Origin of the sequence: Nonomuraea sp. NPDC048826, assembly GCF_043198225.1 — a bacterium.
Lineage (GTDB): Bacteria > Actinomycetota > Actinomycetes > Streptosporangiales > Streptosporangiaceae > Nonomuraea.
This window is the reverse complement of record NZ_JBICUQ010000010.1, coordinates 342,208-363,296: the sequence shown is the minus strand read 5'-3', so window position 1 is coordinate 363,296 and position 21,089 is coordinate 342,208. Positions and strand designations below refer to the sequence as shown.

Here is a 21,089-nt window from a genome sequence, read left to right as displayed (position 1 = left end):
TCATCCTATGGCGGCTTCGGGAAGATCTTCGAACGGGCTAGGATCTTGGGGTTTGTCAGGCAGACCTTACTTGCAGGGGTGGGGGCCGCGCGTGCGGGAGTCTTACCTGGCCGCCCGGGTGCTGGACACGTTGCTGCGGGAGAACTACGGCGACCTGTCGGCCCAGGTCGCCAGGGGCCGGGGCGGCGTCGGGCTGACGCTGGCCGACGGGAGGCTGGTGCGGCTGGCGCCGGGGGTGCCGTTCCAGGACTTCGTGGTCGCGCCCGGACAGGTGCTGGGCCTGGAACAGGTGCTGGACACCCTGGCCGAGATCGCCCCCGAGGAGGACGCCGAGGGGGTCAAGGCGTTCTTCGACGAGTGCGTGGCGGCGCTGGCCGCGCTGGAGCTGCACGACGCGCATCGGGCCGGGCCGCCGTCGCCGGATCTCCCGTACGAGACGCTGGCGGCGTTCGCCGACCATCCCGGCTATCCGACGGCGCGGGCCCGGCCGGGGGTGCCCGACCCGGCGGCGTACGCGCCGGAGTTCGGCCCCGCCTTCGAGCTGCGCTGGGCCTCGGTGCCGCGGCGCATGCTGGATCCTGGCTCGGCCGGTGGGCTGCCGCCCGACGTGCTCGAGCGGCTCGGGCCCGCGGATCCCGGGCCGGACGAGGTGCTGTTCCCGGTGCATCCGCTGGCGGTGGACGAGGCGCGGCGGGCCGGGGCGCGGGTGCTCGGCGAGGGGCGCGGCACCGTACGGCCGACCGCGTCCATGCGGGCCGTCACGGTCGGGACGGACACGCACCTGGTGCTGCCGCTGCCCGTCAGCGTGCTCGGCACCCGCGACCGGCTCGGGATCGCGCCGGACAGGCTGGGCGCCGGCGCCCGCGCGGAGCGGCTGCTGCGCGCGCTGTCAGGGCCGGAGGTGGTGGTCGCGGACGAGCGGGAGTACGCGCGCGCCGGGCACGACCAGCTGGCCTGGATGGTGCGCAGGCTCCCGGAGAGCGGGCGGATCCCGGTGGCGGCGCTGACCGTGCCGGGGTCCCCGCCGGGCTCGCCGCCGGACGGGCTGGTGCGGGCCTATGTGCGCGGGCTGCTGCGGTGGAGTGTGCGGTCGCTGGTGGAGTACGGGGTCGTGCCGCTGGTCGGCTGGCACGACCTGGCGCTGGCGCCCGCGGCCGACGGGGTGCGGGTGCTGGTGCAGGGGTACGACGGGCTGCTGGTCTCGCCGGCGAGGCTGGCCGCGGCGGGGATCGCGGAGCCGGGGCTGCCCGAGCGGATGCTGACCGACGACCCGCACGCGCTGACTGACGCGTTCGTGACGGGCGTGCTGCACCTGGGCGCGGCAGCGGTGGCGTTCGCGGTGCTGCCGCGCGCCGAGGCGGTCGCGCTGCTGCGCCGCACGCTGGAGGAGGCGCTGCGCCCGTACGGCGGCCATCCGGCGGCCAGGCTGCTGCGGGCCAGGACGCTCGACGCGGCCCGGCTCACCGGCAGGCCGTGGCTGACGGCGGGGACGCTGGCGTCGCGGGAGCGGCCGACCGCCGGGCCGCCCCGGGTGAGCGGCCCGAACTACCTGCGCCTGCCCTGACCCTCAGCCGTGGACGGGCACCGACTCCACGAGGGCGACCAGGCCGTCGGCGTCGAGCAGGTCCACCGGCCGGACCGTCAGGTTGGCCCGCACGTAGTGGAAGGCCGCGCCGACCCGGTCCAGCGGGACGCCGGCCAGGTGGGACCAGGCCAGCCGGTACGCGGCGAGCTGCACCGACGCGGCCTTGGCCGCCTTGCCCTTCGGCGGCCGGCCGGTCTTCCAGTCGACGACCTCGAAGCGTCCGTCGGGCAGCTCGAACACCGCGTCCATGCGGCCACGCACCAGCCGGTCGGCGATCATGGTCTCGAACGGCACCTCCATGTCGACCGGCCGCCGATCGGCCCACTCGCTCTCCTCGAACCGCTCCCGCAGCTCCGCCAGCCGCACGTCGGCCTCCTCCGGCTCGGCGTCGAGGTCGAGCTCGAAGTCGTCGATGAGCCGCTGCTGGTCCCACCGGGTCTCCAGCCACCGGTGGAAGGAAGTGCCGCGGCGGGCCAGCGGGGCGGGCTTGATCGGGACCGGGCGGCGGATCCTGCGGGCCAGCTCGCGCGGGTCGGCCGCCAGGGTGACCAGGGAGGAGACGGTGAGCCTGCCGGGCAGCTCGACGGTGGTGGAGTCGGGCCTCCGGTGCAGCTCGCGCTCGCGCAGCAGCAGCTCGGTGTCGCGCTCCCAGGCCCGCACCCGCTCCTCCTCGAAGGCGCGGAGCGTCTCCTCCTCGTCGGTCTCCAGGCCGCCCGCCAGCGCGTCCTCCACCAGCCGGGCGCCGTCGAGCACGGACTCGTACCGCAGACCGGCGGGCTCGACCGGCCAGATGGCCTGGGGCGGCTCGGCCAGCAGCGGGTTGGTGGCGCCGGGTTCCAGGTCGGGGGCCCAGACGGCGACCCGGTCGGCGGTGTCGGCGATCTCCAGCAGGAAGTCCGACGGCGCGAGCGGCTTCGACGCGGTGCCCCACCGGTAGCCGGAGGCGATCAGGTGGTAGTGGGCCCGGGTGACCGCCACGTACGCCAGCCGCCGCTCCTCCATGAGGTCCCTGGCGCGGCAGAGCTCGTCGAAGGCGGCCAGGTCCTCCTTGCCGAGCCCGGTCAGCCTGGGCAGGTCCGCGGCGTCGCCGCGCAGCGGGTAGGGCAGTTTGCGCGGGTTCTCCGTCCAGCGGCCGTTGACCACCGGGTTGGCCGGGAAGACGCTGCCCGTGGTGATCGAACCCGTGGAGTTGACCAGCTGCGACAGTCCGGGCACGACCACGATCGGCCACTCCAGGCCCTTGGAGGCGTGCACCGTCATCAGCTTGACGCTGTTGCTCTCGCCGACCCGGCCGCCCTCCAGCCCGAACTCCTCGCTCTCGGCGGCCTCCAGGTAGGCCAGGAACGCGCCGAGCGTCGGGTCCTCGGCGTCGCCCGCGAACCGGGACGCCGCGTCCAGGAACGCGTCCAGGTCGGCCCTGGCGGCGAACGCGCTCGCCGTGCCGCTGCGCGCGGCCACCTCGATGTCCAGGCCGAGCCGCCGCTCCACCTCGCTGATCAGGTCGGGCAGCGGCTGCGCGGTGTGCGCGCGCAGCTGGCGCAGCTCGTGCGCGAGCGCGACCAGCCGGGTGGCGGCCAGCGGCGAGAACGACGCCAGCCACTCCTCCCTGTCGGGCAGCTCGTCCAGCGCGTCGATCAGGCTGCCCTGCTCGTCGGCCAGGTCGGCGACCGCCTGCTCCAGCGGGTCGTCCTCGTGGCGGCTCTCGCGGGACTGGCGGACCAGCTCGCGGGCGCGGTCGCCGAGCGCCCGCAGGTCGGCGGGGCCGATCCGCCAGCGCGGCCCGGCGAGCAACCGGGCCAGCGCGTCGCCCGCGGTCGCGTCGTACAGCACCCGCAACGTGGCCACGATGTCGCTCACCTCGGGCACGGTGAGCAGGCCGCCGAGGCCGACCACCTCGACCGGGATGTCGCGGTCCTCCAGCGCCCTGCGCAGGGCGGGGAACTGCGAGCGCCTGCGGGCCAGGATGGCCACGTCCTGCGGCTGGATGGCGAGGGTCTTCTTGCGCTCCCTCTCGCCCCAGGGCAGCCCGTCGGGCGCGACCTCCTCGCCGAGCAGCTTGTGGACCAGGCCGGCGATCCACGCGGCCTCGTCCTCGGCGGTCTCGTGGAAGGCGCAGGTGACCCGGCCCCGGTCCACCCGGTTGGGTCCGGGCACGAGCACCGGCACCTCGCGCGCCTCCATGCGCAGCGGCAGCTGGATCCGGGCGGCGACGTCGAGCACCCGGTCGCCGTTGCGGAAGCTGACGCTGAGCCGGCGCGTCGGGGCCGGGTCGCCGGTGGGGGTGCGGAAGTCGGTGGGGAAGCGGCGCAGGTTGCCGGCCGAGGCGCCGCGCCAGCCGTAGATCGACTGGCAGGGGTCGCCGACGGCGGTGACCGGGTGGCCGCCGCCGAACAGCGAGCGCAGCAGCACGAGCTGGGCGTGGCTGGTGTCCTGGTACTCGTCGAGCAGCACCACCGCGAAGCGGGAGCGCTCGATCTCGCCGACCTCCTTGTGGTTGGCGGCGATCCTGGCCGCCAGCGCCATCTGGTCGCCGTAGTCGATGACCTCACGCCTGCGCTTGAGCCGCTCGTACGCCTCCACGAGCGGGAGGAGTTGCTCCCTGGCCGCGTGCACGACGAGCGGCCGGCCCTGCGCCTTGGTGACGCGGCCGGGCAGCGCGCCGTGCCGGTCGTGCAGCCACTCGCCGATCCTGCGCACGTCATCACTGCCGCGCAGGTGCTCCGACAGCTCACCGGCGAGCTCCAGCACGGCCGCGGTGACCGAGGCGGGGCCCAGCTCGATCTTGTCCATCGGCCCGTCGTACATGGCGACGACCCGCGAGGCGAGCTGCCAGGAGACGGCCGGGGTGACCAGCCGCATGGTGGGCTCCAGCGCCTCGCGCAGCGCGTGGTCGGTGACCAGGCGCGAGGCGTAGGCGTGGTAGGTGGAGACGGTCGGCTCGTCGTGCAGCAGCTCGGGCTCGACCAGGCCGGCCTCGACCAGCCCGGCGAGCCGATCCCTGACGCGGGTGGCCAGCTCGGCGGCGGCCTTGCGGGTGAACGTCAGGCCGAGCACGTTCGCGGGCTTGACCAGGCCGTTGGCGACCAGCCAGACCACGCGGCCGGCCATGGTCTCGCTCTTGCCCGAGCCCGCGCCGGCCATGACCACCATCGGCTCCAGCGGGGCCTCGATGACCGTGGCCTGTTCGGGGGTGGGCGGGAGGATGCCGAGCTTGTCGGCCAGTTCGACCGGGTTCAGCACACCTGTCCCCCGCTGTCGTTCACCGGGCAGCTCGACCTGGCCGCGCAGGTGCGGCAGCCGTCGTTCGCCTTGGCCTGGAAGAGCGGGCCGGACATGCCGATCGCGACGGTGTCGACCAGGTCACTGGCCCAGCCGGGGTTCTGGTCGTCGGCGAGCGCCCCCTGCGTCTGCTCGATCGCGTCGTTCTTGCCGCCGGCCTTGCCGAGCTGGACGAGTGCGGCGCCGCCAGGCTCGTCCATGCCGTGCCTGGCGAACGCGCCGAGCAGCGCGGCGAGCTGGTAGACGCCGAGCTGGGGGTGGCGGTCGAGCTCGCCGGGCCTGGGTTTGGAGCTGCCGGTCTTGAGGTCGATGATCACCGCGCGGCCGTCCTCGTCGCGCTCCAGCCGGTCGACCCGGCCCTTGATCTGGACGCCTTCGGCGATGGTGGCCACGAACGACTCCTCCAGGGCGACCAGGTCGCGGCCGTTGTCCTCCTGCCAGCGCAGGAACTTGCCGATCATCTGCTCGGCCACCTGCCGCTGTTTGCGGTTGAACCAGACGCCGCCGAAGTCGAGCTCGTTCCAGACGTCGTCGAGTCGCTTGCCCAGCATGTCCTCGTCGGGCAGGCCGCTGGCGGCGAGCACCGCCAGCGCGTGGATGACGTTGCCGAGGCCCTGCGCGGTGCTGGTGCCCGCGGCGCCGACGGCCGTCTCCAGCAGCCAGCGCAGGCCGCACTTGGTGAAGCTCTCGACGGCGGACGGGGAGATGGTGACGACGTCGTCGGGCCAGCTCAGCGGCCGGTCGTCGGAGATCGGGGTGAGCGCGTACCACTCGTTGGGGTGGGCGCCCGAGACCCCGGCGGCGGCGAGCCTGGCGAGCTGCCTGGCCGCGTTCCTGCGCATCTTGGCCGGTTTGGTGGGGTCGGTGACCGCGCTGCGCAGGTCGGCCACGAGCGCGGGCATGCTGAGCCAGCGGGACCGGTCGTCGACGCCGGCCTCCTGCACCGCGCCCGGCATCAGCTCGGACAGGAACCTGGACGGCCGTTCGTCGGTGTCCTCGCCGCCGACGGCGGTGACGACGAGCCGGCGGCGGGCGCGGGTGGCGGCCACGTAGAACAGCCGCCGCTCCTCGGCCAGCAGCTTGGACGCGAGCGAGGCCGCGTTCGGGCGGCCGCCCTCGACCACCTCGACCAGGTCCTCCACGCCCAGCAGGGTGCCGCGCAGCCGCAGGTCTGGCCAGACGGCCTCCTGCACGCCCGTCACCACCACCACGTCCCACTCCAGGCCCTTGGCCCGGTGGGCGGTCAGCACCCGCACCGCGTCGCCGTCGGGGGCCCGCTCGGACAGCGTGTCGCCGGGGATCTCCTGGGAGGCCAGGTCGTCCAGGAACACCTCGGGCCCGGCCTTGGGCATCCGGTCGACGAACCGGGCGGCCTGGTCGAACAGCGCCACCACCGCGTCGAGATCCCGGTCGGCCTGGGCGCCTCTGGTGCCGCCGTGCAGGCTCGTGTCGGTCCACCGGGTGGCCAGCCCGCTGGCCTGCCAGACGGCCCAGAGCACCTCCTCGGCGCTGCCCTGCTCGTCGAGCGCGGCGCGGGCGGTGGCCAGCAGCTTGGCGACGCGTTCGGCGGGCACGGCGACGTGCGGCTCGATCCGTACGAGCTCGCGCGGATCCCTGATCGCGGCGACCAGCAGCTCGCCCGACGAGCGGGGCACGTACGGCAGCTCGGGGGGATCGGCGGCCACCTCGTTCTCGGCGATCTTGAGAGCCCGGCGGAGGCGGCGCACGCCGATCATGTCCGTGCCGCCGAGCGGGCCGGTCAGCAGCTCCTCGGCGACGTTCTCGTCCAGCTCCGCGGGGTCGACCGCGACCTTGAGCAGGGTCAGCAGCGGCCGGACGCCGGGCTCCTGGGCGAGCGGCACCTCGTCGCCGGCGATCATGGTGGGCACCCCGGCGTTGACCAGTGCCCGGCGCAGCAGCGGCACCTGGCGCTTGGCGGAGCGCACCAGCACCGCCATCCGGTGCCAGGGCACGCCCTCGACCAGGTGGGCGCGGCGCAGCGTGTCGGCCACCACCGCGGCCTCCTGGCTGGTGCTGTCGGCCAGCAGCACGCGCACCTCGCCGGCCGGCGTCTCGGGCAGCGGCACCAGGTCGCGGTGCCCGCCCGCGCCGCGCTCGTCGGGCATCGGCGCGGCCGGCAGCCTGGCGGCCACCCGCCGGGACGCGGTCAGCAGGTCGGCGCCGCTGCGGCGGCACACGCGCAGCGCCAGGACCGGCGCGTCGCGGCCGTCGAGGGTACGGAAGCGTTCGGGGAACTTGAGTATGCCGTGCACGTCGGCGCCCCGGAAGCCGTAGATCGACTGGTCGGGGTCGCCCACCGCGACCAGGTCGCGCCCGTCGCCGGCGAGCTGCTGGAGCAGGAACTCCTGGGCCGGGTCGGTGTCTTGGTACTCGTCCACGAACACGGCGTCGACCGCGGCCCGCTCCCGCGCCCGCACGTCGGGCTCCGCCAGCAGCCTGCCCGCCTCGGCGATCAGCTCGGCGTAGTCGAGCGTCCGCTCGGGGTCGAGGTCGAAGCGGGTCTCGTAGCGGTCGGCGAAGGCGCCCACGGCCACCCAGTCGGGGCGCCCGTGCTGCCTGCCGAGCTCACGCAGCCGCTCCCCGTCGAGCCCGCGCTCGGCCGCCCGGGACAGGAAGTCGCGCAGCTCCTCGGCGAACCCGCGGGTCCTGAGCGGCTCGCGCAGGTCGTCCGGCCAGTCGAGCGCGCCGTCCTCCAGCTCGCCGTGGAGCAGCCGCCGCACCTCCAGCAGCTGCTCGGGGCCGGTGAGAAGCCGGGGCGGCGGCTCGCCGGCCAGCACCGCCTCACGGCGCAGCAGCGCGTAGGCGTAGGAGTGGAAGGTCATCGCCACCGGTGTGCGGGTGGTGCGGCGCAGCCGCGCGGTGACCCGCCGGCGCAGCTCCTCGGCGGCCTTGCGGCTGAAGGTGAGGATCAGCACCCGCTCGGGGTCGGCCCCTCGCCGCTCGATCCGGTCGACCACGCTCTCGACGATCGTGGTGGTCTTGCCCGTGCCCGGCCCGGCCAGGACCAGCAGCGGGCCGCCCAGGTGGCCCACCACGGCACGCTGATGTTCGTCCAGCACTGGGGGCTCAGCAGGCCCCCCACTGCCACGGCGCACCAGTCGCCAGGTCTGACCACTCACAACCCTAGATTCCACCAGACCACAGGGGTAGATCGTGCCGGATTGACCGGTCTCCCGAGCGATCGACCAGGGTATCGGGGCAAATCTGGGTTTTCCCGCCCGACACGCCGGGCGGGAAACCAGCGTCAGGAGAAGATGTGGTCCACGACGCGAGCGGTGGCCTTGCCGTCGTCGCGGGGCGCGAACGTGGCGCGGAAGGCGTCGTAGCGGTCGGCGTGCGCCGCCGCCACCTCGTCGATCGACCGCAGCGCGTCGATCACCTCGGCCGACGTCGACAGCACCGGCCCCGGCGCGATCTCCGGCAGGTCGAAGTAGATGCCGCGCTTGGTGGCGTACTTGGCCAGGTCGTAGCCGTACAGCACGATCGGCCTGCCGGTCACGGCGAAGTCGGCCATGACGGACGAGTAGTCGGTCACCAGGACGTCCGTCACCAGCAGCAGATCCGCGATATCCGGATAAGTCGTGACGTCGCGGGCGATGTCGGGGACGGCGGGCGCCGCCTGCATCGGGTGGCCGCGCACCAGCAGCTCGTGGTCGGCGCCCAGCGCCTCCCTGGCCTTCGCCAGGTCGAGCTTGACCATGGCGTTCTTGCGGTCGTAGTCACGCCAGGTCGGCGCGTACAGGATGACCCGCTTGCCCTCGGCCAGCCCGAGGCGGGCGCGCACCTTGGCCGCCAGCTCCTCGCGGTCGGGCGAGGTCAGCACGTCGTTGCGGGGCAGCCCGCTCTCCAGCACCTCGCCCTGGTAGCCGAACGCCTTGCGCAGCACGGGCGTGGCCCACGGCGACTGCGACAGCAGCACGTCCCAGCCGCGCACCTCGGCGGCCTGCCGGTGCCAGACCGGCGGCCTCGGGTCGCGCCGCATGTGCGGCTGGTCGTTGCCGATGTGCTTGACCGGGGTGCCGTGCCAGGTCTGGAGCACGACCTGGCCCTCGCGGGAGCGGAACCAGACGGGCAGGAACGAGTTCGTCACGATGTAGCGGGACCTGGCCAGCGCCGCCTTGTGCTCGCGGCTGCCGGTCCGCACGACGGTGGCGGGGCCGGGCGGGGTGAACGCGCCGTCCTTGACGATCCAGATGTGCTCGCGGTCGTCGCCGCGGCGCAGCCGCTCCTCGTAGATGGCGCGGACGCTGTCGGCGTACAGGCGGCCCTCGTTGACCACGTAGACGGTGGCGTCGTTCAGCGGCTCGGTGCGCTGCTGCGGATAGAAGACCTTGCGCAGCACGTGGGTGCCGGCCAGGCCCTTCTCGTTGGCGGGCCGGTCCTCCTCCGACAGCACCACCGGCACGTCGAAGCGGGTGGAGACGATGCGGAAGCAGTGGCCGCCCGCCGTGCGCGGGCTCTCGTCCAGGCCCTCCAGCGCGGCGTGGTCCATGCGCACCGGGACGATCTCGCCCGACGGGTGCCGCATGGACATGTTCCAGGTGCCGGAGGCCAGCGGCACGGGCTCGCCGAAGCGGTCCATCGCGCCGGGCTCGAACCGCACCTCGAACCGCTCGCCGGTGCGCGTCATCGGCAGCTGGTAGGACAGCCCGGAACGGTGGCGCAGCGAGACGGCGCGCGGCCCGGCCGCGTCGGGGTAGCTGCCGCGCAGCACCAGCGTGGTGCCCTCCCACACGGCCGAGGAGATGACCGGCCGGATGCGGTGGGCGGAGACGATCACGCGGTCGCGCCGGTCGCCCAGCACGGTGATCTCGCGGTCGCCGCTGGTGAACCGGGTCTCCCCCAGGTCGCCGAGCATGACGGTGGCGGCCGGGTCGCCCTTGGGCTCGACCCACAGGCGGCGGCCGTCCTTCTCCTGCAGCAGCGCGGGCACGGCCAGGTCGAGCGTGACCTCGGTGCCGGAGCTCCCGGGGGAGAAGTCGGCGGCGATGCGGTGACCGCCGAGCCGGGCGTGGCCCTTGGTGACCACCCGGCCGGGCAGGGTGATCTTCAGCTTGAGGTGTTCGTCGTCCACGCTGACGCCGGCGAGCTCGGCCCGGTTGGGCTGGAAGGCCACCTGGAGGGCGCGGTCGGAGGTCCACACCGGCCTGACCCACCAGCCGGGCCGGAGCTGGCGGCCTGCGGGCCGCTCGCTGCGCCCGACGCCGTAGCCGCGCAGCAGACCGGTGGCCCGGGCGCCGCGGCTCCAGAAGACGATCTCGGCCCGCCACGTCGTGGTGTCGGCCACGGCCGGACGGCTGCGCAGCCTGCGGCGCACGGCGGAGACCACGCCTCTGGCGGCCCCGCGCCAGCGCAGCGCGAACGGGTTCAGCTCGGCCGTGAAGCCGGACCAGTCGTAGTTGCAGCCGACCTCGCGGGCGCCGTGGGTGGCCTCGGGCGCGAGCACGCGCTTGGTGCGCAGCCGGACCGGCGGCAGCCAGCGCGGGCCGCGCAGGACCACGGTCGCCCGGTTGAACCGGCGGCTGCGGACGGACAGCCCGGCGAGGTAGGCGTAGCCGGAGATGCGCAGCCTGCCGCCGTCCCAGACGATGTCGTCGATGTGCGTGACGGGCACCAGGTCGGCCTTGCGCAGCCGGTAGAGATCGGCGGGCAGCTCGTCCTTGAACGGCAGGTCGGCGTACCAGCGCAGGCCCTTGCGGATGCGCCTGGACGGCTCGGCCGCGGCGGCCACGACCTCGGCCAGGGTCTCGCCCTCGGCCAGTTCCTCGTCGGAGCGGGTCTCGATGAGGTGGCACATGAGGCGGCGCGCCACCGGCAGCTCGCGCTTGACCTTCTGGTCCACCCCGGCGAGGTACGGACGCACGAGGGTGAGAAGCTCGCGCCGCGTCGCGGGACCGCGCTTGACCGCCAGGTCCATCCGCGCGCCCAGCGGTCCGCCGAGCACCTCGGCGTCGAACGCCGAGTCGCGTCCGCCGGGCCCGACCAGGCTCATGATCTCGTCGAGCGGCTCGCCGCGGTCGCAGAGGTCCTGGACAGCCTTGAGGCGGTCGGGGACCGCTTCGCCGCCCGGGCTCTGGGCTGTTACGCCGTTAGCCATCGGGTAGGCACCGCCTTTCAGGCCGCCGTCTATGTTCTGCCCATGGTAATAGGAGTCACATGTCGCCAATTCGCACAGTTCGCGAAGAGGCTGGTCAATGGGCTTCCTGTGAATCCGCTGAACGCCCGTCCCAGCGCGCCCGGCGCATGTCGGCCCGTTCGCCGCGCAGCGGGGTGCTCTCCTCGCGCCAGTGCGCCAGGCATCGGGCCTCGTGACCGGGCGCGCCGGTGCCGTCGGCGTGCACCACGCGCCACCAGGGCACGCCGCCTCCCCAGGTGGACATCACCCGGCCGACCTGGCGCGGGCCGCCCTCGCCGAGATACTCGGCCACGTCGCCGTAGGACATCACCCGGCCGGGCGGGATCCGCTCGACGAGGTCGAGCACCCGCTCGGCGTACGGGGTCAGGGAGTCCACGCCGCCGGGCCCGCGCCCAGCATCTCGTCGAACTTGCCGATCTCCGTCGCGGTGCCGTCGGCCAGGACCTCGACCACGCCGTCGCGCAGCGTGTAGACCTCGCCGTCCTCGCCCACGAGCCGGGCGCCGAGCGCGGCGGACAGTCTCAGCAGCTGGGCCACCTGCCAGTCGGAGCCGGGCTCGCCGACCACCTGGCCGCGCCACGCGCCCACGGCGTGGGCGCCGTCGCCGTACCTGGCGACGATCTCGTCGGACCCGCGCAGCTCGAACCCCGTCGCCTCCACGGCCTTCGCGAGGTCCGCGAGGACAATCGGCGACTCACGAACCACGCGCAGTTCGTATCCCATGAGGCGCGACCTTAGCGGATCTTCACTCTTTCCGTTGGTTGAGAACCACGATTCCACCACAGAACATGACAAGCGCTACCAGAACCCCGAACCCGTACAGCCAGAGCCGCCACGGATCCGGTCCGGGCGCCGACGGCGGCGGCGAGTCCTCGCCCTGCCCGAAGTGCTGATCACTCGGTACGGGGATGCTGCGGCGCTGCCCGGCGAGCCCGGCCGCGGCGTTCAGCGCGGCCCCCGCGTCGACCACGCCGAAGCCGGTCTCCTCGTCGTAACCGGTCGCGGGCCTGCCCCTGGCGCCCGCCGCCAGCGCCTGGGCCACCTGGTCGGGCCGCAGGCCCGGGTGGCGCGCCTTGATGAGCGCGGCGACCCCCGAGACCAGCGCCGCGGCCGAGCTGGTGCCCTCCGACAGCTCGTAGCCGCTGCCCAGCTTCACCACCGGAACCTCCGAGCCCGGCGCGGCCACCAGCACCGACAGGTTGTCACTGCTGTACGGGGCCACCCTGCTCCGCTTGTCCACGGCCGCGACGCCGATCACGCCGGGATATCCGGCGGGGAAGCTCCAGTAGGAGGTGCCGTGCTCCTTGGTGTACTGCGTCTGCCCGTCGTTGCCGACGGCCGCGACCAGCACCACGCCCTTGCCGAGCGCGTACGAGACCGCCTCCCGTTCCGACCGGTGCGCCCCGTAGGTGCCGATGGACATGCTGACCACCTGGGCGCCCTGGTTGGTCGCGTACCGCAGGGCGCGCGCCAGCGGGCTCTCGATCACCGCGCGGTCGTCCTCCAGCGGCGGGTCCACCCGGTCCGGGTCCTCCGACACCGCCAGCGGCAGGGACAGCACCCGGGACTCTGGCGCGACGCCGACGTAGCCGCCGTCCGCCCCGGAGGCGGCGATCAGCCCGGCCATCGCGGTGCCGTGACGGCCCGGGGCCACCTCTCGGCGCACCGCGCCCGAGCTCATGTCGGGGCCGACGGTGACCCGGCCGCGCAGCTCCGCGACGTCCGGGTCCACCGCGCTGTCGATGACGGCGACGGTGACGCCCGCGCCCTTGGTGGTCTGCCACGCCTGCTCGACGTTGAGCGCGTCGAGCACCCACTGCTGCTGGTCGCGGATGGGGGCGGCGGCCTGGGCCGGCCCCTGCAGCACGAGGAGGGCGGCGGTCAGCGCGCGCACCGCGCCTAGCACACGTTCCCCTGGGTGCACGGCGGGACCTTGGGCGGGTCGGCCAGGAAGTAGGCGACCTGGTTGCCGATCGACCTGGCGGCCGGCCACAGCTCGCTGTGCAGGCTCTCCTCGGGCGCGATCGCCGCCCGGGTGCGGCCGTCGGCGTAGCCGCCGGTGGTGAAGACGAGGTAGGGCCCGGCGCCGACCCAGCCGGTGCGCTGGCGCTGCTGGACGCCGAACCGCTCGGTCACGGTGCCGGGGAAGGCGACGGGCAGCACGCCGACCCGGTCGTCCTGGGTGAGCTCGCCGCCGGCCGAGACGCGGGCTTCCTCGTCCTTCAGCACGGCCACGCCGATGGTGAAGACGAAGGTGGAGGTCTGGTCGACGTACGTGGCGCGGAGCATGCTCACGCACCCGTGCTCGGACAGGATCGCGCCGACCGCCGGGTCGACGGCGTCGCGGCACTTGGCCTCGGGGGCGATGCCGACCCGCCTGGCGTACTGCTGCGCGCGGTCGAGCCCGAGGTACTTCAGCTCCTCGGGGAAGATGCCCGTGGTGGGCCACGCCTGCCAGCGGCGGGCGATCTCCTCCCGCTTGTAGCGGTCCTGTTCCTCGGCGGTCAGCGGCCTGGAGCGGGTCTCCCTGAACAGGCCCACGGTGCCGAGCAGCACGACGACGGCCGAGAGTGCGACGATCACGCCGACCAGCGCCACGAACACGCGCCGGTAGCGGACGCCCTGCTGCAGCTCGTCGGTCTCGGCCCGGTTGCCCGCCCTCCCCGGCCTCAGCCCGGGTGCGGCCCGGCCGCGGGAGGTCGCGGGGGGCCAGTCGCGCACGCGCGACCTGCGGCCGGTGCTGGCGCCGAGCGGGTTCCTCCGTCCCGGCGTGGCGTCTCCCCCGGCGCGCGGCAGGCCTGTCGTGGACCTACGTGCCTTCACCACCGCCTCGTTCCCAAGCTCGGCTTTCTGTGTAATTCGTCCCCTTAAAGGGACGGATCATGCGTCCTGGTCATTGTGCGCACGGCGTACGCGTCTCACCAAGGTCAGGATGACCATCAGCGAGCCCACCGCGCCACCGGCCGAAGCCGCCGCGATCGAGGCGTGCAGCACGATGCGCCGCTCGTCGCGGTGGATCACCTTCACCGGGCCCGCGGCGCCGCCGCCGAGCGGCCGGGCGGGGTCGTGGGCCTGCCCGGCGGGCGCGGTCTCGGTGTGCCGGGCCAGCTTGGCCGCCTCGGTCAGCGCCTTGGCGGCGTTGACGACGCCGAAGCCGGTGCCGGTGTCGTAGCCGCCGGGCGGTCGGTCGGTGGCGCCGGCGGCGAGGGCGCGGGCCACGAGCGGCGGCGACATTTCCGGATATTTCGCTTTTATGAGGGCGGCGACGCCGGAGACCAGAGCGGTCGCCTGCGAGGTCCCCCGGCCCACCCAGTACTCGTCGCCGGGGCCCGCGCCCATGATGTCGACGCCCGGCGCGGCCACCAGCACCGAGGAGTTCCAGTTGGAGAACGTCGCCCGCCGCAGGCTCGCATCCGTCGCGCCGACCGCGACCACGCCGGGGAACGCCGCCGGATAGGAGTAGGGCGCCGCCCCCGCGACCTCGCGGGTGCCCTCGTTGCCTGCCGCGGCGACCAGCACGACACCCTTGCCGATCGCGTACCGCACCGCCGCCCGGTCCTCCTTGCTGGCCAGCTCCTTCGAGATGGACAGGTTGATGACGTCGGCCCCCCGGTCGACCGCATAACGGATGCCCCTGGCCACCACGTCCTCGAACCGGTGGTCGACGTTGAACGTGCGGAACCCCGGCTCCTCGTCCTCCAGGATCACCCGTACCGACAGCACCTCGGCCTCCGGGGCCACGCCGATGATCCCGTTCTCGCCGCGGGGGCCGTGACCGTGACCGGCGATCAGCGACGCCATGTACGTGCCGTGCAGGCGCCGCGGCGGCACCCCCGGCGGGTTGGCGCCCTTGGTGAAGTCCTTGCCCACGATGACGGAGCCGGCCAGGTCGCGGTGGCCGGGGTCGACGCCGGAGTCCAGCACGGCCACGGTGACGCCCGCGCCCCTGCTCACCTGCCAGGCCGCGGGCAGGTCGAGCGTCCTGATGACCCGCTCCTGCCCGCCCCGGACCTCGTCGGCCGACGCCGGCGCCGCGTCGAACACCAGCACCCCGGCCACGGCCAGCGCCCCGGTTCGCCGCGCCCACGCCGGGGACCGGCGGGCCCGGCTCCCGTCGCGGGTCAGCACTGCCACTCCTCGGCGGCGCAGTCGGGCATCCGGTGAGCGCTCAGGTCGGCCAGGACGCGCTCGGAGATCTCGGTCGCGAAGGCGAAGACGGCCGGTCGCTGCTCGGCCGCGCGGGCGGGCCGCCCGTCCACCTGACCGGCCGTGGTCAGCACGAGGTACGGGCCGGACTGCCGTACGGAACCCTGCTGCCGCACCGCGGGCGTGAACCGGTCGGCCACGGTGCCGCGGAAGGCCAGCGGGCGCAGGCCGGGGACCGGCGCGCCACCGGCGGGGAACGCGGCCTTGGCCCGGACGGCGCGGCGTTCGTCGGGCAGGGCGACGACGCCGACGGTGACGAGCACGCCGCGCAGGGCGTCGATGTACGTGGCGCGCAGCACCGCACGGCACCCCGAGGCGGCCAGCACGGGCGCGGCCTCGGCGTCGACCGCGCCGGTGCACCCGGTGCGCGGCGAGATGCCCAGCCTGCGGGCCCGCTCCCGGCCGCCCTGCTCGGCGGAGTAGGGCAGCGTGGCGGGGAAGATGCGCCCGGCCTCCCAGGTGCGCCAGCGCTCGGCGACCTCACGCTTGGCCGCCGCCTTGAGCTCGGCGGCCGTCGGGCCGCGGGTCAGCTCGGAGCTCGCCGAGCTCGCCGCGACCCCGGCGGCCACCGCGCAGACCAAGGTCAGCGCGGAGGCCACCACCAGGATGGGCCAGAGGCGAGCGTTGTCCACAGGATCGACCTTAATGCGGCCGACCCGCCGCCATCCCCAGAAACCGGACCCTTGGTCTAGTACTCGGGAAGGCTGGGGTCGACGGTCTTGATCCAGCTCAGCACGCCACCGCCGACGTGGACGGCGTCGGCGAACCCGGCGTTCTTGACGACCGCCAGCGCCTCGGCGGAGCGGGCGCCCGACTTGCAGTGGAGCACGATCCGCTTGTCCTGCGGCAGCTTCTCCAGGGCGGAGCCGTTGAGGAACTCGCCCTTGGGGATCAGCGTGGCGCCGGGGATGCTGACGATCTCGTACTCGTTGGGCTCGCGGACGTCGACGAGGAAGATGTCGTCGCCGTTGTCCTGCATCGTCTTGAGCTCACGGGCGGTGATGGTGGAGCCGCTGACCGCCTCGCTGGCCTCGTCGGACAGCGCGCCGCAGAAGGCCTCGTAGTCTTCCAGCAGCTCGGTGACCGTCGGGTTCTTGCCGCACAGGACGCACTCGGGGTCCTTGCGGACCTTGACGTCGCGGTACTTCATCTCCAGGGCGTCGTAGATCATCAGCCGGCCCACCAGCGGCTCGCCGATGCCGGTGATCAGCTTGATGGCCTCGTTCACCTGGATGGAGCCGATCGACGCGCAGAGCACGCCGAGCACGCCGCCCTCGGCGCAGGAGGGGACCATGCCGGGAGGCGGGGGCTCGGGGTAGAGGCACCGGTAGCACGGGCCCTGCTCGGCCCAGAACACGCTGGCCTGGCCGTCGAAGCGGTAGATCGAGCCCCACACGTACGGCTTGCCCAGCAGCACCGCGGCGTCGTTCACCATGTAGCGGGTGGCGAAGTTGTCGGTGCCGTCGAGGATGAGGTCGTACTGGGAGAAGATCTCCATGACGTTCTCGGTGGTCAGCGAGGTGTTGTGGACCACCACGTCGATCAGCGGGTTGATCTCGCGCACGGACTCGGCCGCGCTCTCGGCCTTCGGCCGGCCCACGTCCGACTGGCCGTGGATGACCTGGCGCTGCAGGTTGGAATCGTCGACGACGTCGAAGTCGATGACGCCGAGCGTGCCGACGCCCGCCGCGGCGAGGTACAGCAGCGCGGGCGAACCGAGGCCGCCGGCGCCCACACACAGCACCTTGGCGTTCTTCAGCCGCTTCTGCCCGGCCATCCCCACGTCGGGGATGATCAGGTGGCGCGAGTAGCGGCGCACTTCGTCAACGGTCAGCTCGTCAGCCGGCTCGACCAGCGGTGGCAACGACACTTTCTACGCTCCCGTTTCAGGGGTCTTATCTCCCAGTGAAACCTAGCCGGGCAGTGGGGCATTCCCCAATCGCGTCTCACCGATCAGACGGCGTGCCTCCAGGGCGACCAGCCGGGGCTGCTCCATCATCGCCACGTGCCCGGCTCCGGGCAGCAGGACCAGCCTCACCTGGCGGAACGCCCGCACGGCCCGCGCGGCCGTGGCGGGCCTGACGAGCCGGTCGTGCTTGCCGTGGACGATCAGCGTGGGCGCCTGGACCCGGGCGGCCAGCGCCCACAGGGAGTCGGGGCCGCGGCGCAGGTATTCGGCCACGATGCCGCGGGCCGAGCCGATCATGGCGGCGACCGTGTGCGGCAGGTCGTCGCGTCGGCGCAGCTCCTCGACCGCCTCGCTCAGCCGTACCGGATGGACGGCCCGCGCGTTCGCCCACACCATGGCGAACGTGGCGTTGACCCGCTGCTCGGCCGGGAGCAGCTTGAGCCGGCCGGCCACCCACTCCCCCAGCCAGGGCGTGGCGGCCGCGGCGACCCGCACCGGGCCGTACCGGGGGACCAGGTCGGGCAGCGCGGGCGAGACGAGCGTGAGCGAGCGCACCAGGTCGGGGCGGGTGGCGGCGACCCGCACGGAGATCGCGCCGCCGAGCGAGTTGCCGAACAGGTGGGCCGGGCCGGTCTCCTCCAGCAGGCCGAGGACGGCGCGGGTGTGCGCGGGCACGCTGTAGTCGCCGTCGGGGGCGGCGGGCGAGCACCCGGCGCCGGGCAGGTCGATGGCGTGGCCGGTGACGACGTCCTTGAGCTCGTCCATCAGATCGGTCCAGTTGGTCGCCGAACCGGCCAGGCCGTGCACGAAGACCGCCGGCTCGGCCGGGCCGTCGGGGGTGGACCTGACGTGCACGGACCCGAGCATCCGCCCCGGCCAGTGCGGGACCGGCTCTGCCATGCGCCCTCCTCGATCTCTGCGCGGCTCTTCCCGTTCCCTCCACGATAGGTAGCCCGGGAAGCGGCTCTCAACGACCCCGCGGCGGTGCCCGTCAGGCCAAGGGCATGGCAAAAGGGCTTCGGAGCCGGTTTGTGGTGGCCATCACCGGAAACCATCACATCAGCGACACTCAGCGTCATTGATCCACTACGGACAGTTCCATCACCTCAGGGCCGTGGACGCCTCCGCGATGAATGCGCGCACCGGGTCGCCATTCTGATACGAGCACGACAGAATTGTCGTGCTCGTATTCATTCGCAGGTTCTCGCCTTTTTCGAAGGCGCTCCGGCCTGCCTTTTTTCGCGAGAGTCCAGTACGGGAGAGCGGGACGGAGGAGGGCCGTACAACGCCCTGTCGCCGCATCCATTTCCGTTGAATCGGACATATCGGGCCATTCTGCGCGATAGATCTACAAGCCTAGCAATAAGACTCTTAATGCATCGCAAAATGGGACGATTCCCGTTAATGGATCATCAGCTCGGAAATGACATTCAGCGGATGACTCACGGTACCGCTCATCAGCAGTCCGGAATCGTCGAAAACGGGGCAATCGAACCTTCAGGGGGAAAACGCAATGCCCAAGCTCAAGAGTGTTATCGCAGGCCTCGCCGCCGGCTCCGCGCTGGCCGGCGCCCTGGTCGTCGGCGGTGCGACCGCCGCCGTCGCCATGCCGACCACCGCGCCCGTCGTCACCAACGACGACTTCGACGACGGCTTCTTCGGTGGCCACCACCACCTCTGGCTCGGACACCACCACGGCAACAAGTGCGGCCGTCACCACTGGGGTCGTCACCGCAACAAGAAGCTGTGCATCGTCGTGAGGAACTTCAACTTCAACGACAACCAGGACCGTCACCACCACCGTCGCTGGGACCGCGACTAGTCGGTCGGGCGACAACAGCATGAGTGCTCGTTTTCATTGATGGTCGTCCGAGTTCCTCTTATAGGGATACGGTTTCCGGTCTGTAGTGAAATTCCGGGCTCTCGGGGGACGGGCCGCGTCGAAAGGCGCGGCCCGTTCTAGTTCCACCAGGTCCTCTGTGCACGTGAAAGGGGGGTCCGCCGGCACTGGCGCCGGTGGACCCCTTTCGTCATGCGCGGCCCGGCCCTCAGGTGACAGCGGGACGGCGCCGCAGACCTCGGGTGGCCTGGGGGATCCGCGCCTGAAAGCCCAGGTCGCGGGAGCACCCCGAATGCCCTGCCCGGCGGGTGCGGCTCGCACGTGCGTGGGGGGCACACGGGGAGGCGCACGGCGAAGGGGCTCCGCCGGCGTGGTGCCGACGGAGCCCCTTCGGATTGCCGAACGGATATGACAGAAAAGCAGGACGGGCCGCGCCGACTTCGACGCGACCCGTCCCCGAGAGCCCGGGATTTCATCACAGACCGTAAACCGTATCCCCAAGAAAAGGAGCCCGGACGACCGTCAATGAGAACGAGCACTCATGCTGTTGTCGCCCGACCGATCAGTCGCGGTCCCAGCGACGGTGGTGGTGCTCGTCCGGGTTCCGGTTGAAGTTGAAGTTCTCGACGATGATCCGGACTTGCTTGCGCTTGCAGCGCCTGCCGCAGTGCCCGCCGGTCAGGACCGACGTGCCCGCGCTGATCTGGGTGGCGGCGTTGGCGCTGGCGGTGGTCATGGTCGCGCCCGCGACCACGACACCACCGGTGACGGCGGTGCTGAGGGCAAGGCCCGCGATAACACTCTTGAGCTTGGGCATTGCGTTTTCCCCCTAAAGGTTCGATTGCCCCGTACTCGACCTTTCCTGTTAACCAGAAAAGGTCTCGGATGATTACTGATGAGTCATCCGGTAAGCGTCATTCCCGTCACTGTGGGTGAACAAACAGACGTCTCTCCATTTTGCTATGCATTAGCAATGAAGTTGCTGATAATCCACGTTTATGAAGTACAATAGCCCGAATTATCCCGGTATGTCCTATTCGCTGATCGGCGCAGTTCAGCGCTCCCTCTCCGCCCGCGGGACGTCGCCGGACAGCGAAAAGGCCGGCGACGATGACACGTCGCCGGCCCTGCTTCGAGAGAAGGCGTCAGGCCGACTTGCGGGTCTTCCGCTTGGCGGGGGCCTTCTCGCCTTCCTGGGCCTTGTCGTCCTTGGCCTTCGCCTTCCCGGACGAGCTCCTGGAGGAGCTCCCCGACGAGCTTCTGGACGAGCCGCCGGACGCGGCCCGCTTCGGCTTGGCGGGAGCGCCTTCCCTCTCCCGCTTGGCCGCCTCGACGCTGGCCCGCAGGGCGGCCATGAGGTCGACGGCGGGTCCGCCCTCCTCCTCGACCTCGGGAGGCGCGATGACCTCCTTGCCCGCCACCTTCGCCTCGATGACCTCCTGGAGCGCCTCACGGTAGGTGTCGTGGTACTCCGTGGGGTCGAAGTCGGCCTCCATCGTGGAGATCAGCGACTCGGCCATCTTGAGCTCCTGCGCCCGCACGTCGATGTCCTCGTCCAGGAACTCGAAGTCCGGCTTGCGGATCTCGTCCGGCCACAGCATGGTCTCCAGCACGAACACCCCGTCACGCACCCGCAGGGTCGCCAGCGACTCGCGCTGGCGCAGCGCCACCTTGACCACGGCCACCTGGCCGGAGCTCTCCAGGGCGTTGCGCAGCAGCACGTACGGCTTGGCCCCCTGGGCGTCGGGCTCCAGGTAGTAGGACTTGGCGAAGTAGATGGGGTCGATCTGCTCGGCGGGGGCGAACTGCAGCACGTCGATGCGGCGCGAGGTGCTGAGGGGCAGGCCCTCGAAGTCCTCGTCGGTGAGCACGACCATCTCGCCCGTGGCCAGTTCGTAGCCCTTGGCGATGTCGGCGTAGGCGACCTCCTCGCCGTCCAGCGTGCACACCCGCTTGTAGCGGATGCGGCCGCCGTCGTCGCGGTGCACCTGGTGGAAGCTGACGTCCTTCTGCTCGGTGGCCGAGTAGAGCTTCACCGGGATCGTGACCAGCCCGAAGGAGATCGCACCTTTCCAGATGCTGCGCATGGGCAACTCCTCAGCAGTAGCGGGCG

At 72.5% G+C, this 21,089-nt stretch carries 15 protein-coding genes; 2 read left to right on the top strand and 13 right to left on the bottom strand.

Annotated features, from left to right (window positions below; all coding sequences use genetic code 11):
- Positions 1 to 91: 91 nt before the first annotated feature.
- Positions 92 to 1,564 carry an IucA/IucC family protein gene (locus ACGFI7_RS34435; RefSeq protein ID WP_393412087.1) on the top strand — a complete coding sequence of 491 codons (1,473 nt, stop codon included), beginning with the start codon at positions 92 to 94 and terminating at the stop codon, positions 1,562 to 1,564.
- A gap of 3 nt (positions 1,565 to 1,567) precedes the next feature.
- Here the strand turns inward: ACGFI7_RS34435 and ACGFI7_RS34430 are convergent, their stop codons facing one another.
- From ACGFI7_RS34430 to ACGFI7_RS34380, 11 genes are all read right to left on the bottom strand, one after another.
- On the bottom strand, positions 1,568 to 4,825 hold the full coding sequence (locus ACGFI7_RS34430; protein WP_393412085.1) for an ATP-dependent helicase: 3,258 nt from the start codon (positions 4,823 to 4,825) through the stop codon (positions 1,568 to 1,570).
- Positions 4,819 to 7,944, bottom strand: a complete 3,126-nt coding sequence (locus ACGFI7_RS34425; protein WP_393412083.1) for an ATP-dependent helicase — start codon at positions 7,942 to 7,944, stop codon at positions 4,819 to 4,821. The genes ACGFI7_RS34430 and ACGFI7_RS34425 overlap by 7 nt, the downstream gene beginning before the upstream one ends.
- 185 nt (positions 7,945 to 8,129) lie before the next feature.
- A complete protein-coding gene (locus tag ACGFI7_RS34420) occupies positions 8,130 to 10,982 on the bottom strand; it encodes a CDP-glycerol glycerophosphotransferase family protein (RefSeq protein ID WP_393412081.1) in 2,853 nt (950 codons plus the stop codon).
- 94 nt (positions 10,983 to 11,076) lie between these two features.
- A complete protein-coding gene (locus tag ACGFI7_RS34415; RefSeq protein WP_393412079.1) occupies positions 11,077 to 11,397 on the bottom strand; it encodes an MGMT family protein in 321 nt (106 codons plus the stop codon).
- Positions 11,385 to 11,744: a hypothetical protein gene (locus tag ACGFI7_RS34410; protein ID WP_393412077.1), complete on the bottom strand. Its 360-nt coding sequence runs from the start codon at positions 11,742 to 11,744 to the stop codon at positions 11,385 to 11,387. Before ACGFI7_RS34410 ends, ACGFI7_RS34415 begins: the two co-directional genes overlap by 13 nt.
- A gap of 22 nt (positions 11,745 to 11,766) precedes the next feature.
- Complete coding sequence (locus tag ACGFI7_RS34405) at positions 11,767 to 12,915, bottom strand: S8 family serine peptidase (RefSeq protein ID WP_393412075.1); 1,149 nt, start codon at positions 12,913 to 12,915, stop codon at positions 11,767 to 11,769.
- A gap of 5 nt (positions 12,916 to 12,920) precedes the next feature.
- The gene (locus tag ACGFI7_RS34400; RefSeq protein ID WP_393412073.1) at positions 12,921 to 13,844 is read right to left on the bottom strand and encodes a hypothetical protein; all 924 of its coding nucleotides are present in this window, start codon (positions 13,842 to 13,844) and stop codon (positions 12,921 to 12,923) included.
- Between the two features lie 57 nt (positions 13,845 to 13,901).
- Positions 13,902 to 15,149: a S8 family serine peptidase gene (locus tag ACGFI7_RS34395; RefSeq protein WP_393412071.1), complete on the bottom strand. Its 1,248-nt coding sequence runs from the start codon at positions 15,147 to 15,149 to the stop codon at positions 13,902 to 13,904.
- A complete protein-coding gene (locus tag ACGFI7_RS34390) occupies positions 15,143 to 15,859 on the bottom strand; it encodes a hypothetical protein (RefSeq protein WP_393412069.1) in 717 nt (238 codons plus the stop codon). Before ACGFI7_RS34390 ends, ACGFI7_RS34395 begins: the two co-directional genes overlap by 7 nt.
- A gap of 56 nt (positions 15,860 to 15,915) precedes the next feature.
- Complete coding sequence (gene moeZ, locus ACGFI7_RS34385) at positions 15,916 to 17,097, bottom strand: adenylyltransferase/sulfurtransferase MoeZ (protein ID WP_393412068.1); 1,182 nt, start codon at positions 17,095 to 17,097, stop codon at positions 15,916 to 15,918.
- Positions 17,098 to 17,139: 42 nt separating this feature from the next.
- Complete coding sequence (locus ACGFI7_RS34380; protein ID WP_393412066.1) at positions 17,140 to 18,036, bottom strand: alpha/beta fold hydrolase; 897 nt, start codon at positions 18,034 to 18,036, stop codon at positions 17,140 to 17,142.
- A 613-nt stretch (positions 18,037 to 18,649) separates the two neighbouring features.
- Between ACGFI7_RS34380 and ACGFI7_RS34375 the strand changes: the two genes are divergently transcribed.
- The gene (locus ACGFI7_RS34375; RefSeq protein WP_393412064.1) at positions 18,650 to 18,958 is read left to right on the top strand and encodes a hypothetical protein; all 309 of its coding nucleotides are present in this window, start codon (positions 18,650 to 18,652) and stop codon (positions 18,956 to 18,958) included.
- Between the two features lie 580 nt (positions 18,959 to 19,538).
- On the opposite strand, the gene ACGFI7_RS34370 is transcribed toward ACGFI7_RS34375, so the two are convergent.
- Complete coding sequence (locus tag ACGFI7_RS34370; RefSeq protein ID WP_393412062.1) at positions 19,539 to 19,793, bottom strand: hypothetical protein; 255 nt, start codon at positions 19,791 to 19,793, stop codon at positions 19,539 to 19,541.
- A 328-nt stretch (positions 19,794 to 20,121) separates the two neighbouring features.
- Positions 20,122 to 21,063 (bottom strand): Ku protein, encoded by a 942-nt coding sequence (locus tag ACGFI7_RS34365; RefSeq protein WP_393412060.1) that lies wholly within the window; start codon positions 21,061 to 21,063, stop codon positions 20,122 to 20,124.
- Between the last annotated feature and the right edge of the window lie 26 nt (positions 21,064 to 21,089).